This is a genomic window from Bradyrhizobium sp. WSM471, assembly GCF_000244915.1.
Lineage (GTDB): Bacteria > Pseudomonadota > Alphaproteobacteria > Rhizobiales > Xanthobacteraceae > Bradyrhizobium.
Genome location: NZ_CM001442.1, coordinates 1,131,373 through 1,148,003, shown reverse-complemented (window position 1 = coordinate 1,148,003; position 16,631 = coordinate 1,131,373). Strand labels below are relative to the sequence as shown.

3 protein-coding genes are annotated in these 16,631 nt (G+C 63.5%); 1 reads left to right on the top strand and 2 read right to left on the bottom strand.

Going from position 1 to position 16,631, the window contains the following annotated elements; genetic code table 11:
• Positions 1 to 77 precede the first annotated feature (77 nt).
• Entirely contained in the window at positions 78 to 1,673 is a 1,596-nt protein-coding gene (locus BRA471DRAFT_RS05265) for an ABC transporter substrate-binding protein (protein ID WP_007605163.1), read from the top strand.
• 198 nt (positions 1,674 to 1,871) lie between these two features.
• On the opposite strand, the gene BRA471DRAFT_RS05260 is transcribed toward BRA471DRAFT_RS05265, so the two are convergent.
• Together BRA471DRAFT_RS05260 and BRA471DRAFT_RS35615 are read right to left on the bottom strand one after the other, a co-directional pair.
• A complete protein-coding gene (locus tag BRA471DRAFT_RS05260) occupies positions 1,872 to 4,103 on the bottom strand; it encodes a CHASE2 domain-containing protein (protein WP_007605161.1) in 2,232 nt (743 codons plus the stop codon).
• Positions 4,104 to 4,250: 147 nt separating this feature from the next.
• A complete protein-coding gene (locus BRA471DRAFT_RS35615; protein WP_007605159.1) occupies positions 4,251 to 16,589 on the bottom strand; it encodes an Ig-like domain-containing protein in 12,339 nt (4,112 codons plus the stop codon).
• Positions 16,590 to 16,631: the final 42 nt, after the last annotated feature.

The window sequence follows — 16,631 nt, the reverse complement described above, 5'->3', positions numbered from 1 at the left end:
ACGCACTGCCTATTCTGGCATCAAGATTGCAGGTTGGGCTCCGATTGTCCTTGAAGTCTTCCCTGGAGCTTTGGCCTATGCGTATCCGACTATCGACCTGTTTCGCCGTGCTTGCACTGGCGTTGTCCGCGATTCCGGCGGGCGCCGAAACGGTGCTGCGCTACGGCATCTCGATGGCGGACATCCCGCTGACCACCGGCCAGCCCGATCGCGGCGCCGGCGCCTACCAGTTCACGGCCTACACCATCTACGATCCGCTCGTGGCGTGGGAGATGGACGTCGCCGACCGGCCCGGCAAGCTGGTGCCGGGACTGGCCACCGAGTGGAAGGTCGATGACGAGAACAAGACCAAATGGCGCTTCACCTTGCGCAAGGGCGTGAAGTTTCACGACGGCAGCGAGTTCAACGCCGATGCCGTGATCTGGAATCTGGACAAGGTGCTCAACGACAAGGCGCCGCAATTCGACAAGCGCCAGAGCGCCCAGGTCAAGACCCGCCTGCCTTCAGTCGCGAGCTACGCCAAGATCGACGACTCCACAGTGGAGATCACCACCAAGACGGTCGATTCCTTCTTTCCCTATCAGATGTTGTGGTTCCTGGTGTCGAGCCCCACGCAATACGAAAAGCTCGGCAAGGATTGGGACAAGTTCGCGAGCCAGCCTTCGGGGACTGGCCCGTTCAAATCGACCAAACTGGTGCCGCGCGAGCTCGCCGAGCTCACGAAGAATCCCGACTATTGGAACAAGAAGCGCATTCCAAAGGTCGACAAGCTCGTGCTGGTGCCGATGCCGGAAGCGCTGACGCGCACCAATGCGCTGCTCGCCGGGCAAGTCGATCTGATCGAAACGCCGGCCCCGGATGCCGTGCCGCAGCTCAAAGCTGCCGGCATGAAGCTCGTCGACAACGTCACGCCGCATGTCTGGAATTATCATCTGAGCGTGCTGCCGGGTTCGCCCTGGACCGACATCCGCCTGCGCAAGGCGCTGAACCTTGCGGTCGATCGTGAAGCCGTGGTGGGCCTGATGAATGGGCTTGCAAAACCCGCCAAGGGACAGGTCGATCCGTCGAGCCCCTGGTTCGGCAAGCCGAGTTTCGAGCTGAAATACGATGTCGCCGCCGCCAAGAAGCTGGTCGAGGAAGCCGGCTACTCCAAGGCGAAGCCGTTGAAGGCCACCTTCATCATCGCACAGGGCGGCACCGGCCAGATGCTGTCGCTGCCGATGAACGAATTCTTGCAGCAGAGCTTCAAGGAGATCGGCATTGACATCGATTTCAAGGTCGTCGAGCTCGAGACACTCTATACGCACTGGCGCAAGGGCGCGGCCGACGAGATGAACGCCGGCATTACCGCCAACAACATCGCCTACGTCACCTCCGACCCGCTCTACGCCATCGTCCGCTTCTTCCATTCGAGCCAGATCGCGCCGGTCGGCGTCAACTGGGGCGGATACAAGAATCCGAAGGTCGACGCGCTGATCGACGAGGCCAAGCAGACCTTCGACAGCACCAAGCAGGACGAGCTGCTGGCGCAGGCGCACGCGTTGATCGTCGACGACGCCGCGCTGGTGTGGGTGGTGCACGACACCAATCCGCATGCGCTGTCGCCCAAGGTCAAGCAGTTCGTCCAGGCCCAGCACTGGTTCCAGGATCTGACGACGATCGGGGCGGAGTGAGGCTCAAGGCCGGCACTCAGCTTCAGCAAACACCACTGTCGTCCTGGCGAAAGCCAGGACCCATAACCACCGGCTTTGGTTTGACGACGACTGGTGGCTAGCAGCGCGGCGCCGCAACTGTTCCCTGGGGTAATGGGTCCTGGCGTTCGCCAGGACGACACCTCTTGTTGAGGCAGCAGCGAGAGCCTCTCGCGCCCCTCACTTCGTCAGCAGCGCATAGGCCCCGGTCCAGCCTTCCGGCGGCGGATTGATCTGGAATTCCTTGATGCGCACTTCATAGAGCTTGAACAGCTTTTCCAGCGTGTCGGCATCCTCGCTCCTGCGGCCGCGTTCGATCGCGTCCAGCGCGCCGTGCCAGTCGCGGCTGCGATAGCAGGCGAGCATTTCGATGGTGACGTTGCGCAGCCGCTGGAACGCGCCCGAATGCATCACGTCCGCGCGGCCGGCGATGGCGTAGATGACTTCCGGTTCGGTCTTGCCCTTGACCATGATGAAATCGAGCTCGAGGATCGCGAACTTGTCCTTGGCAGCGAGCGCGGTCCTGGAGCCGACGATGATGGGAAAACCGTATTCCTTCGACTGGCCTTCGAGGCGCGAGGCCAGGTTCACGCTGTCGCCGAGCACCGAATAGTTCTTCTTCAGGTCGGAGCCCATGTTGCCGACCACGCCGATGCCGGTGTTGAGACCGATACCGACATTGAGTGGGATGTAGACGTGACTGCCATCAATGGCCTCCTGCTCGCGGTCCTTGTTCACCGCGTCGATCTTCTCCAACATCTGGATCGCGGCCTCACAGGCGTTGACCTCGTGTTCGGCATCGTCGAGCGGCGCGTTCCAGAACGCCATGATGGCGTCGCCCATGTATTTGTCGATATAGCCTTTCTGATCGATGATCACGTCGGTCAGCGGAGTCAGGAAACGGTTCATCAGCGCGATCAGGCCCTGCGGATCGTGCTTGTAGGTCTCCGATATGGTGGTGAAGCCGCGCACGTCGGAGAACATGATCGTCATCTCGCGCTCCTCGCCGCCGAGGACCAGCTTTTCCGGCGACTGCGCGAGTTGCTCGACCAGCACCGGCGACATGTATTGCGCGAACATGCCGCGGATCTGCACGCGCTGCCGCTGCTCGCGCACGAAGCTGGCAAAGATCAGCGTCAGGTAGATCGCCGTGGTCGACAGCAACGGATAAGTGAAGTCGATGAGATAGCGGTATTGCACGTAAAAGAACCAGGACACTCCGATCAGGATCGCGGCGAAGGTCGCGCCAGCAAGCACGAGGCGGACCGGTCCGAGGTTCGGCGTGAAGATGATGACGAGCAAGCCGATGATGAGCGCGGCGAGCAGCTCGACGCCGAGCGCATAGTTCGGCTGGGATATCACTGCGCCGCTCAGCACGCTCTCCAGCACCTGCGCATGGATCTCGACGCCCGGCATGTTCGAGGACACCGGCGTGGTCTTGATGTCATTGAGCCCAACCGCGGAGGTGCCGACCAGCACCAGCTTACCGGCGATCTTGTTCGGCGGCACGGTGTTATCGAGCACGTCGGCGGCCGAGACGTAGATCGAGGGATCCTGGCGGGCGTAATGCACCCAGAGCTGACCGTTCCTGTCGGTTGGGATCTCCACGCCCTTGAGACGCACGGCTCGCACGCCGGTCTTGTCGGTCCGAACCAGCAAGGTCGGCGTGCCCGTGACGACACGCAAAATTTCGAGGCTGAGCGAGGGCATGACCATGCCCTGGGCGCGCATAATCATCGGCACGCGGCGGATCAGGCCGTCGCGCTCGGTCTTGATCGAGAACAGGCCGCGGCCGGCCGCGACCTTCTCGATCTCTGGCACGTTGCGCAACAGCCCGGGAAATTCGAACAGGAAGCGCTCAGCCCCCTCCTCGCCGACCGTTGCGACGCCGGTAAAGGGCAGCGACTTGTCGACCTCGGACGAAATCGCCCGCTGGCCGGTCTCGCCCAGGATCACACGCGAGCGCTTGATCGCTTCGGAGAGGATCTGGTCGTTGCTCGGCAGCTCGCGCAGCTTGGCGCGGGTGGCGTCGTCGAGATAGCGCATCTGGCTCGCGACCAGATCCGGGTTGAGCCGATCGGCCTCCGAGAACACGACGTCGAAGCCGATCGCGACTGCGCCGTGACTGGTGAGGTTCTGGATCAGGTCGGCGATCCGCGTCCGCGGCCACGGCCACTGGCCAAGCTTGGCGAGGCTCTTGTCGTCAATGTCGACGATGGTGACCGGCCGCGCCGTCTTGTGGCGCGGATCGATCAACTGAAACATGTCGAAAGTGCGCAGCCGCAGTTCCTGGATCGGCGGCGGATCCCAGAGGCGAGCGCCGGCAAACACGACCAGCAGCGCAAGGCACATCAGCCGCGCAAACCCCAACTTGCGCGCAAACCACCGCCGCAGGATCTTGAGACGTTTCATTTCAGTAGGACTTCCTGCAAACCCGCGCCGCGCCGTGCGCACCGATCATGCAGCGTCCGTGCGCGATTGGCCATTCCCGGATGCGAAGGTCGATGGATTTTTGTGACGATCAAGCGGCGGGCCAGCTGGCGAGCCCCACGGGGCGCATCACAGAATGGCGTGGTTGGTAATAATGAAATCGCTTGCCTGTAGCGTTCCAACGACGTTTTTCAGCAGGATCGCTTCGTGATTGTCGAGCGTAATAAGAGCGCCGCCGGACTGCGGCGCAATACCGAGGTCCTCGAACGAGCTGATGCCGCCGAACTGCCGCAGGTCGATCTTGTCCAGGCCAATCTCGAAATCGATCACCGTGTGCAGGACCGAATCCTGCGACGACGCCGGCGCGAACACGAATTGGTCCTTGGCGCCGCCGCCGATCAGCGTGTCGCTCGATTCGCTGGCGAAAATGACGTCCTTGCCGGCCGTTCCCGTCAAAAACACCGGGCCTTCGCCGCTTTCGTTGAAGATGAAGTTGACGGTATCCTTGATGCCGTGACTGTCGGTCACGGCGAAGGTGATCATGTCATTGACCGGCGGCATTTCTCCGGGCGTATAGGTCACGCTGGCCAGATCTGCATTTACGTCGTCCAGCGAGAGATCGTCGTCCTGCGACGGGGATACTGTGCTGCCGTCGATCGAGCCTGCGGTCACCGCGCTCAGGCTGTAGGTCTCGGTCGAAGACCCCGAGACGGACAGGCCTGTCACCGTATCGCTGTTGTCCTCGTTATGGGTGTGGGCGAAATGCGTCGTGTCAATCACCGGCGATTGGTCGACGGCGAAGGACACCATTGCGGTCGCGGTCTTGACGCCGTCGGAGATCGTATAGGTGAAGCTGTCTGCGCCGAAATAGTCCGTGGCCGGCGTATAGGTGATGATGTTGCCGTTGAGCGCGACCGTGCCGCCATGGAGGCTTTGACCGGAGAGATCGCCGACGGACGTCACGGTGATGGGATTGCCCGCGGAATCGGTGTCGTTGGCCAGCAGTTGCGCCGTGGTCAGCGTGGTCCCAACATTCTCCTTGAATGCGACCTGACCGCTTTGGCCACCCCATTCCTCTATGAAGTACCGGCCGACCGCGTCGCCTGGTGCATCATTCCAGCCACCGTTCGCGGCATCGTCGACGCCTTCAATATGGACGTGCTGCGTGCTCGAACCAAAGCCGCCGTTCGGCTCGTTGCTATCGAGACGCCAATGCGTGTAGCCGAATGCCGAGCCCGACTCGGGACCGGTCAGCCAGGAGAAATGGGCGCCGGCCCCGTCGGTATCGTCGGTGCTCCCGCCGCCGATCCAGGCGCGGTAGCCCACGGAAAGTCCCTGGACGATATCTTGCTCGCCTTGGCCGGTGATGGTCGCCAGATAGGCACCATCGGATTCAGCCTGCACTTTCGCATCATCCCAACTCAGCTCGGTGGTCACGAGCCGATAGTAGTGGCCGTTGTCAGTGTCGAGTACCCAGCCGCCATCGGTCGAAGGCGGCGTCGCGTTGTCCAGCGCATCGTCGTTCGCAACCAGCACATCCGGCGGAACTGTCACATCGATGCTGACCGAAGCGGCGTGGTCCGACACCGGCGTGGTGCCGCCGTGGCCGATGCCGGCGCTCGTGATATCGATCGAGACCGGGGAGCCGGCGCTGATCCCGCCGGTGTAGGTGTCGTCGAGCGCATGAACGTCGAGCGAGCCGGGCGTGCCGCTGAAGCCGTTAGCCGGGACAAAGCGGACCAGCGTATCGGTGCTGAGCACGAGCGCATTGGTGTCGCTGACGCCGGCAATGTCGACCCACTGGTCGGAGCCGGCGATTTCGTACTGCCAGACTCCCTGATCCGAAGTGGCGTTGTCCGCGCTGACCGCGATGGCCTGGAAGCTCGCGCCGTCGTCGGCGTCGTGGAACTTGCCAGCAAAGAGATCGCTGACTGTGGAGCCAACCGGATCGCTGTTATCTCCACTGACCGAGGCCAGCGTCGCGTCACCCAGAGTCGGCGCATCGTTGCTGCCGGCGATGTTGAAAGTGAGGACGCCGTTACCGGTTCCGGTCGGCGTATGGCCATCGTCCGGCACGATCGTGTACTGCAGCGACAGCGTGTGGCCGGCGGCAAGGAAGTCGAAGGCCTCGCTGCCTGAATTGAAATCCCACGTAAACGCGGCGTGGGTGGCGGTGCCATCGAGAACTTCTCCGGGCTGCACGGCCAGATAGTTGAGCAGCGTCTCGTTCGAGGGCTCGCCGACATAGCCGGTCTGGAGCACATCGTCCAAATAGATATCGAGATGATCGACCGCGACCGTCACATGATCGGTGGCATCGGCATCCGAAACCGTCAGCGTACCATGCTTCACCAGCGGCGTATTCGTCTCGGGCAGGTCCGCGCCGGAATGGTCGTTCGTTTCCGCCGTGATCGCGGGTGCGTCGTTCTTGCCCGTGATCGTGATTGTGACGTCGGTTGTGGCGGTCTTGCCGTAATCGTCCGTGATCGTGATGGTGGAAACCACCTTCGCGGTCTGGTCCTTGGCGAGGAAGTCCAGCGCGCCGTCGGCGATCGAATAGCTCCAGGTGACGGTGCCATTGTTCAGTCCGGCCTGCGGCAGAAGGGTCAGTCCGGTCTTGAGCGCCGCGATCTCGTCAAGCGTGAGCGACGAGGTGAGAATAGTGCTGTGATCGGCGCCAAGCGAGGTCACGACCTGGCCGGTGATCTGTGCCGTCGGCAGGTCGGTCAAGTCGACGTCGGTGAAGTGAATCGCGCCGGTCGCGGGCGTTGACGTATCGGACGTGGCGAAGTCGCCGGTGGCGTCCGCCTGCTCGGAGACGCCTCCCGCCAGCACGCCGCCGGCGGTGAAGGCCGGCGCGTGGTCATCGGTCGTGGTGATCAGCGTGTGGCCAGTGCCGTCGTCACTACCGGCGAAATGGGCATTGCTGTAGTCGGCACCGGACAGGGTCAGGCTGATGTGATTGCCGTCCGCATCGGTTACCGTCAGCACGCCGCCGGTGGAGGGGTTGCTGTTGGCGACATAGACTGCGCTGGTACCGAGCCCATACTTGATGGTCGACAGGTCGATCGTGTCGTTCGTGGACAGCGCGCCGATAGAGCCGCCGAACGCCGACGTATCGATCTGAAGATGGGCGCCGTCGCCGTCGAGTGTGATCGTCTGCGTGACCGTGCCGTCGAGCTTCAGCAACGCGCCGGCGTCGACGGTGACCGAGCCCGAGCCCGACAGTGAGCCGAACAGCGTCAGCGCCCCGTCATGGATCTCGATGCTGCCGGCATTGGCGATGGTGCCCGTGATCGACGCCGTGCCCCAACTGTCGATGGTCGCGTAATTCTCGACGCTCAGCCCGGTCCCGGAGATCGACGCGCCATGCAGGTCGATGGCACCGTGGTTGACAATCGACGACGCGTTGCCGAAGACGCCCGAGCCGGCGACCGTCCAGGTGCCGCCCAGCTCATTGTTGAACGTCGCGGTGGCGACCGAGATATTGCCGTTGATGTGACCGGCATTGTTGATCGTGACGTGGCCGCCGGTCTCGACGATGGCGTAGGTCGCAGCGGTCACGGACGAGGCGAGGGCGGGTCCGATCGTTCCGGTGGCGGAATTGTCGATCTGCGCGATGCCGGTCGCGTTCTCCTGGATGAAGATCGCCGCATGGGCGCTCGGGGCCACGATCGATCCGGTATTGGTGATATGGGTCGAGCCGGTCGCGCCCGCTTCGTTCTGGGTGACGCTGATGCCGGCGAGGCTCGTGCTGGTGATAGCACCGTGATTGACGATTGTGACGTCGCCGCTGCCGTTGGCGATGGCAGACACGCCGACCGCGCCGGTAGTGGAGCCATTATTGGTGACGCTGACGTCGCCGCCACCGTGATCGAAGGCACCGATCGCGGTACCTGCGGCCGAAATCGAGGAGGTCGCCCCGGTCGTGACTGTGAGGTTGCCGGCACCCCAGGTGAACGCCTCGATGCCGTAGCCCACATCGGCGATAATCGTTGCATCGCTCGTAACGGTGACGTCGCCCTTGACCGCATTCGAGAACGTGCCGGTCCCGCCGGGCTTGTAGCCGGCGATGATCCCGCCGGGAATGGTGCTGTCGTTGTTCGAGGTCGAGCCGGAGTGGATCGTGCCGTGCGCCTCGACGGAGATCGTGCTCCCGATGCCGGCAGCGATCGCAGTGGCGTAGTTGACCGCCACGATGCCGGTGCTGCCAGACGTGATACTGTCGCCGTTCGCCATGGTGACGCTGATGTCGCCCGCATCGATGCTGTAGGCCCTGATGCCGTAGCTCGTCGCACCCGAGATCGTAACATTTTCGCCAAGCGTGACCGTCACGTCGCCAGCGCCACCGCTCAATGCCGACGCGTTGATGCCGACGCTTTGGGCACCGGAGACCGAAATCGTGGTCCCGGCGAAGCTGGTCACCCTGACGTCGCCGTTGCCGTAATTGTAGGCGTCGATGCCATAGCCCGCCGCGGCGGTAATGTTGGCGTGATTGCCGATGGTGACGGTGCCGTTGACGTGGGTATTGGCGGTCGATCCGGTGATGGCACCGGTGTAGCCGGCCTGGATGCCCGCCGGCGTGTTGCCGCTCTGGTTCAGGCTGCTGCCGGAATTGATCGTGCCGTAGGTGGTGACGGTGATGGTGCTGCCGTCCGACGCGTCGATCGAATTTGCTCGATTGACCGCAATGATGGCCGAGCTGCCCGAGGTGACGGCGCTGCCGGCCTCGGTCGTGACGGTCTCGCTGCCGCTGCCATAGCTGCGCGCACGGATACCGTAGACGGAGCTGCCTGTGATGGTGCCACCGGCGTCAATGGCAATGTCGCCGTGGCCTAGCGTAACCGCGTCGATGCCGTATGCGCCGCCAACTGCGCCGCCGAGCTGGGTGATCGAGATGCCGCCGGCGCTCGCGCTGTTCAAATTCTCGACAAGAACGCCGACCGAATTCGCGCCGGCGCCGGTCGCCTTGCCGGTGAGATTGTTGACGGTGATATCGCCAGCGCCGGTCGCGCTGTCGCGCAGCCAGATGCCGTGGCCGGCGAGGCCCTTGATGTCGCCGGTCGCCGTGAACGAGATATCGCCGGTACCGTTCTGGGTGACGGCGACGCCGTTGGCCGCGCCCGTCAGTGCACCGGTGGGCGCGAGAACGATGTTGGCGGGCGTTGCAGATGTGCCGCCCGATGCGGTGAAGTCGAGTGCGTCGCCGCTCGATGTCGTGATATCGGCCGCGCCCTTGATCGTGAACGTGCCGGCTTTCGTCGACTGACCGGCAATGGTGCCGGTGAAGCTCTGGCCCGCCACCTTGTCGAGCTGGAGCGTATCGGCGCCACCGGCGAAGGCAATGGTCTGCGCCGTCGCCCCGGCGAGTTCGAGCGTCGCACCATCGTCGATGATCACCGAGCCGACACCGCTAAGGCCGCCGGCGAGGTCGAGCGTGCCGGCCTGCACCTCGATGGTGCCGGTGTTCGTGACCATCGCCGAAACGGTGTTGGAGCCGGATACGCCGTAGAGATTGCCGGCATTGCTCAGGCTGCCGCCGTTGATCGAGACGTCGGTCAGATAGAGCTTCGAGGTGCCGTCGACCGTGATCGACCCGCCGGAATTGGTGACGATGACGCTCGCAAGCTTCAGCGTGCCGCCATGCACCGCCATGATATCGGCGGAGTTGACGATCAGGTCACCGGAAATATCGAGTTCACCGCCATTCGCCTGAATCAGATTGTGATTGGTGATGGTGTGGAGGATGGCGGGATCAATCGTCAGCGTACCGCTGGTCACCGTGATCGTGCCGGTGTTGGTGATGTCGGCGTTGTTGATCGCGCTCGTGCCAGTCGATTCCAGCGTACCGGCAATCGTCACCGTGCCGCCGTCGATGGTGGCGCCCTGGAGATCGAGTGTAGAGCCGGACTCGACCGAGACACTACCGCTGCCGGTGTCGGTCACCGTCGTCCCGATCAGCTTCAGTGTCCCGTGATCAATCGCCGCCAACGTGCCGGTGTTTGCGATGGTTTCGCCGTTGATGTCGAGCTCGGCGCCATTGGCCCGGAGGATGCCGCCATTCGCGATCGAGGTTGCGGAGGTCGTCGCCAGCAGGGTCAACGCGCCCAGGGTTGCCTCGATCAGGTAGTTGTTCGAGATGTTGGCGTCGGTAATCGTAGTTGTGCCGGTCGAATTCAGCGTACCCGAAACGGTGAGCGCGCCGCCTGTCAGGCTTGCACCGTTCAATGTCAGCTTGCTGCTTGCATCGACCTTGACCGTGCCATGATTGGCGATTGCGGTGCCCGCAACAGTCACGTCATCCAGCGTCAGGATGACGCCGCTCTCAACCGTCACGGCAGAGGTGCTCAGCGTCGCTGATTGATCGATCTTGCTGCTGCCGATGACATCGATCGCCCCGGCGCCGTTGACGGCTCCGCCCGAAATCTCCGTGCCGGACAGTGTCAGCGTCTGGCCGCCATCGACCGACACCGTACCGGTATTGGTCACGACGTCGTTGAGCAGCGTCGCAGCGCCGGTGATCTTCAGCGTGCCGGTATTGGCGACCGCGCCGCCCTGGATGCTGGCGCCGTCCTTGAGCTTGACGGTGTTGTCGAGCTCGATGCCTCCATTGTCCGTGATCGTCGAGCCCGACACCGTGATGCCGTCCAGCGTCAGCTTGGCATCGGCGGTAACTGTGGCCGTGCTCAGCGTCGCGCCGCCATCGATCTTGCTGGCGCTGGTGACATCGATGGTGCCGAGACCGTCGATCGTACCGCCGCTGATCGTGGCGCCATTGACCGTCAGCTTGCCGTTGGCATCGACCGTGACGTTGCCGGCATTCGCAACCGTCGAGCCCTGGTCGACCGTCAGCGCGCCATTCGCCAGCACTTCGATCGTGCCGGTCGTCGCATTCGTGACCGTCTCATGGTCCAGCGCGTTGCCGGTGCCGCTGACCTTGAAGGCGGCATTGTTGTTCAGGATGCCGCCGCTCAGCACGGCATTGCCGGTCAGGTCGATCTCGCCGTTGTCCGTGACCGTACCAGCACCGCTGATCGTGGCACCGTTGACCGTCAGCTTGCCGTTGGCATCGATCGTGACGTTGCCGGCATTGGCGACTGTCGAGCCCTGGTCGATCGTCAGCGCGCCGTTCGCCAGCACTTCGACCGTGCCGGTGCTCGCATTCGTGACCGTCTCGTGGTCGAGCGCGTTGCCGGTGCCGCTGACCTTGAAGGCCGCATTGTTGTTCAGGATGCCGCCGCTCAGCACCGCAGCGCCGGTCAGATCGATCTCGCCGTTGTCCGTGACCGTACCAGCACCGCTGATCGTGGCCCCGTTCACCGTCAGCTTGCCGTTGGCATCGACCGTGACGTTGCCGGTGTTGGCGACGGTCGAGCCCTGGTCAACCGTCAGCGCGCCGTTCGCCAGCACTTCGATCGTGCCGGTGCTCGCATTCGTGACCGTCTCATGGTCCAGCGCGTTGCCGGTGCCGCTGACCTTGAGGGCCGCGTTGTTGTTCAGGATGCCGCCGCTCAGCACGGCATTGCCGGTCAGGTCGATCTCGCCGTTGTCCGTGACCGTACCAGCACCGCTGATCGTGGCACCGTTGACCGTCAGCTTGCCGTTGGCATCGATCGTGACGTTGCCGGCATTGGCGACTGTCGAGCCCTGGTCGATCGTCAGCGCGCCGTTCGCCAGCACTTCGACCGTGCCGGTGCTCGCATTCGTGACCGTCTCGTGGTCGAGCGCGTTGCCGGTGCCGCTGACCTTGAAGGCCGCATTGTTGTTCAGGATGCCGCCGCTCAGCACCGCAGCGCCGGTCAGATCGATCTCGCCGTTGTCCGTGACCGTACCAGCACCGCTGATCGTGGCCCCGTTCACCGTCAGCTTGCCGTTGGCATCGACCGTGACGTTGCCGGTGTTGGCGACGGTCGAGCCCTGGTCAACCGTCAGCGCGCCGTTCGCCAGCACTTCGATCGTGCCGGTGCTCGCATTCGTGACCGTCTCATGGTCCAGCGCATTGCCGCTGCCGCTGACCTTGAAGGCAGCATTGTTGTTCAGGATGCCGCCGCTCAGAGTGGCGCCTCCCGTCAGGTCGATCTCGCCGTTACCCGTGACCGTCCCGGCACCGCTGATCGTGGCCCCGTTCACCGTCAGCTTGCCGTTGGCATCCACCGTGACGTTGCCGGTGTTGGCGACGGTCGAGCCCTGGTCGACCGTCAGCGCGCCGTTCGCCAGCACCTCGATCGTGCCGGTCGTCACATTCGTGACCGTCTCGTGGTCCAGCGCGTTGCCGGTGCCGCTGACCTTGAAGGCCGCATTGTTGTTCAGGACGCCGCCGCTCAGCACCGCAGCGCCGGTCAGGTCGATCTCGCCGTTACCCGTGACCGTGCCGGTGCCGCTGATCGTGGCCCCGTTCACCGTCAGCTTGCCGTTGGCGTCCACCGTGACGTTGCCGGCATTCGCAACCGTCGAGCCCTGGTCGATCGTCAACGCACCGTTCGCCAGCACCTCGATCGTGCCGGTGCTCGCATTCGTGATCGTCTCATGGTCCAGCGCGTTGCCGGTGCCGCTGACCTTGAAGGCAGCATTGTTGTTCAGGATGCCGCCGCTCAGAACGGCGTTGCCGGTCAGATCAATCTCGCCGTTGTCCGTGACCGTCCCGGCACCGCTGATCGTGGCCCCGTTCACCGTCAGCTTGCCGTTGGCGTCCACCGTGACGTTGCCGGCATTCGCAACCGTCGAGCCCTGGTCAACCGTCAGCGCGCCGTTGGCAAGCACTTCGATCGTGCCGGTCGTCGCATTCGTGATCGTCTCATGGTCCAGCGCGTTGCCGGTGCCGCTGACCTTGAAGGCCGCATTGTTGTTCAGGATGCCGCCGCTCAGAACGGCGTTGCCGGTCAGATCGATCTCGCCGTTGTCCGTGACCGTCCCGGCACCGCTGATCGTGGCGCCATTGACCGTCAGCTTGCCGTTGGCATCGACCGTGACGTTGCCGGCATTCGCAACCGTCGAGCCCTGGTCGATCGTCAGCGCGCCGTTCGCCAGCACTTCGATCGTACCGGTGCTCGTATTCGTGATCGTCTCATGGTCCAGCGCGTTGCCGGTGCCGCTGACCTTGAAGGCCGCATTGTTGTTCAGGACGCCGCCGCTCAGAACGGCGTTGCCGGTGAGGTCGATCTCGCCGTTGTCCGTGACGGTACCAGCACCGCTGATCGTGGCCCCGTTCACCGTCAGCTTGCCGTTGGCATCGACCGTGACGTTGCCGGTGTTGGCAACCGTCGAGCCCTGGTCGATCGTCAGCGCGCCGTTGGCAAGCACTTCGATCGTGCCGGTGCTCGCATTCGTGACCGTCTCATGGTCCAGCGCATTGCCGGTGCCGCTGACCTTGAAGGCCGCATTGTTGTTCAGGATGCCGCCGCTCAGAACGGCGTTGCCGGTGAGGTCGATCTCGCCGTTGTCCGTGACCGTGCCGGCACCGCTGATCGTGGCGCCATTGACCGTCAGCTTGCCGTTGGCATCGACCGTGACGTTGCCGGTGTTGGCGACGGTCGAGCCCTGGTCGATCGTCAGCGCGCCGTTCGCCAGCACTTCGATCGTGCCGGTGCTCGCGTTCGTGGCCGTCTCGTGGTCCAGCGCGTTGCCGGTGCCGCTGACCTTGAAGGCCGCATTGTTGTTCAGGATGCCGCCGCTCAGAACGGCGTTGCCGGTGAGGTCGATCTCGCCGTTGTCCGTGACCGTGCCGGCACCGCTGATCGTGGCGCCATTGACCGTCAGCTTGCCGTTGGCATCGACCGTGACGTTGCCGGTGTTGGCGACGGTCGAGCCCTGGTCGATCGTCAACCAGCCATTCGCCAGCACCTTGATCGTGCCGGCGGAGACGTTGGAGACGGTCTCGTGGGCGAACTCCGCAGTGCCCTTGACGTTGACCGCTCCTGAATTGTTCAGCGTGCCGTCCTCGAGGACGCTGCTGCCATCGAGTTCCAGCGTGCCGGCGATGGTGACCGTGCCGCCGCTGATGGTGGCGGTGTCGACGATCAGCGTCGTGCCGGCATCGGCCTTCAGCGTGCCGCCGGCATTGTTAATTCCTGCAAGCGTCTTCAGCGTGCCGCCGAACAGCTCGATCGTGCCGGAATTGGTGATCGTGGTGCTCTTGGCAAAATCGCCGCCACCCTTGAACGTCAGATAGCCGGCATTGGTGAGCACGCTACTGTCCAGGAACTCGGCCTTGCCACCAACGGAGATCGTGCTTGCCGTGAAATTGGTGAGCTTCGAATCGGCCTTGAGGCTGATCTTGCCCGCAATCGTCAACGCACTTTTGTTGATGACTTCCGGTGCCTTGTGGCCGATCGCGGTGTCGTAATCGTTCATCGTGATCGACTTGGCGTAGGCTGCCGTGTCGATCGTCACCGGATAGGACGGCGTCAGCCCATGCAGCTGGTCGGTGATGACGATGACGTCGTCATTGATGGTCGGGACCGTGCCGGTTGCCCAGTTGGCCGCATCCTTCCAGAAGCCGCCGGAGGGAGCGCCGGGCTTGTCGGTCGCGATCCACACCACGGCGGGAGCGTCGGTGCCGGTGATCGTGACGGTGATGGTCTGCTGCGAGATGGCGCCTTGCGCGTCCTTGAGCGTCACGGTGTAGACCAGCGTCAGCACCTCACCCTTGGGGATGAAGTCGGCGAGATAGACCGGCAGGTCAGCCAGCGACCAGTTGATGGTGCCGGTGCCGTCCCCGGTGCTATCGGCGCCCGCCGCGATCGCGACCGACATCGCGCTCTGGAACGCCGCAAGCGGCCCCGGCGGAACGGTGCCGTCAGGCAGGGTCGCGCTGGTCAACGCCACCGAGACCGTATGTTTGTCGGTGAGGTCGACGTCGGTGAAGTCCAGCGTGCCCGTCGTCGGAACATCGCTGGTGAGCGGGCCACCCGGCACGCTGGTGCCGCCTTCGAAGATGATGACCGGAACGCTGGTGGTGATCACCGGCTTGTCGTTGGTGCCGGTGATCGTGATGGTGATGTCGATGGTCGACGTTTCGGGATTGACCGAGAAATTATTGTTGACGCGCACCTTGTAGGTCAGCGTCAACGTTTCGCCCGCCGCGAGGAAGTCGAAGACGTGGTCGGGAATCGCGTAGGTCCAGACCGCCGAGCCGTTGTTGTTGTTACCGGCGGCTGCGGCGACGCTGATCTGGATCTGCGTTGCCGCGATGTCCTGCTTCTGGAGTGCAGAGAGCGCGCCGGTGACATCCTGCTGGCTGGCGTTCTTGTAGACAAAGTTCGGCGTATCGCCGAGGTCTATGCTCACCGTCGGCAGATCGGCCAGGTTTTGATCGACGAAGGTGATGCGACCGGAGATGGTATCGTAATGCGTTGTGTCGCCGGTCGTGTCCGCACGCTCGGTAATCCCGAACGCCGTCTTCACATTGCCGTTGAGATCGAGGCTTTGACGAACGGGCGGGCCGGGAATGCGGGTGCTGGTCGACGGATTATGGCCGGGCGCCTGCGATCCCGGGTCAGGGAGATGCGTGAAGGTCGCGGTCGCGGTGGCACCGGTATCCGTCTTGATGAAGACAATGTTGCCTGTCTGCGTGATCGAGTCGGTGAAATTCTGGGTCAGCTTGGTGTTGCTGTTGTTGTCCGTGAACTTCAGCGTGAACACGTCCGTGATCAGCTTCTGGATGTCCGGCGACATCAGCGCATTGGAGATCGAGACGTTGCCGCCGCTGATCTGGATCATCTGCCCGGCCTGGTTGACCGTCGCGATCGGAAGCAGCGTGACCTTGTCGAACAGGATGTAGGAGCCCGTCGTGCCGTTCGGCTCGACCAGCACCTGGAAGCTTGCCTGCGGCTGCGGATCGCCGCCGCCGGCGGGAACGACGAAGTTGATCTGGCTCAGCACCGCCGTGCCGCGGATGCCCATGGTGGCGACCGGCGTGTCGACCTTCATGTCGCCGTGCTTGGCGGTCTCGCCGGCAACGAAAGTGATGGTGCCCGCGACCAGACTAAGCAGCGAGGAATTGTTCGACCCGTTGGGGTCGTAGACCATCTCGTTCAGCACCATCCGCGCATTGGAGGACAGGCCGAACACGGTGCCGTCGATGAACGTGATGCCGAGCGTCGAGTCGCCACCGGTCGAGACCACGTCGCCCTTCTCGACATTGTCGCCGTTGTTCAGGATGACGGAGACGCCGTTACGGACCGCAGTCGCGCTGCCGGAGAGCTTGGTGACGTGGCCGATGACCTGCGCGGCGGCAATGCCGGAGGCGGCCTGCGCATATTGCACATGGCCGGTGAGTGCGTTGACGACGTCCCCGGTGAGGTGCGCGCCGTCGGGTGAGGCGATCGCCGCGCACTTGTCGCCCCTGAAATAATCGTGAACGACGAAATCGTGCCCATCATGGGACAGCACGAGGTCGAGACCGGCGCGCTTAAAATCGCCGTTGAAGATCAGGTTCGGGTCGGGAACGACGAATGCGCCATCAGGCACGTGACCGCGGGCCTTTGCGGTAAAAGAATCGACATGGCCATC

Bases quoted from the DNA above. Each gene is read 5' to 3' on its own strand.
- BRA471DRAFT_RS05265 (WP_007605163.1), top strand. From the start codon at position 78: ATGCGTATCCGACTATCGACCTGTTTCGCCGTGCTTGCACTGGCGTTG.
- BRA471DRAFT_RS05260 (WP_007605161.1), bottom strand. From the start codon at position 4,103: ATGAAACGTCTCAAGATCCTGCGGCGGTGGTTTGCGCGCAAGTTGGGG.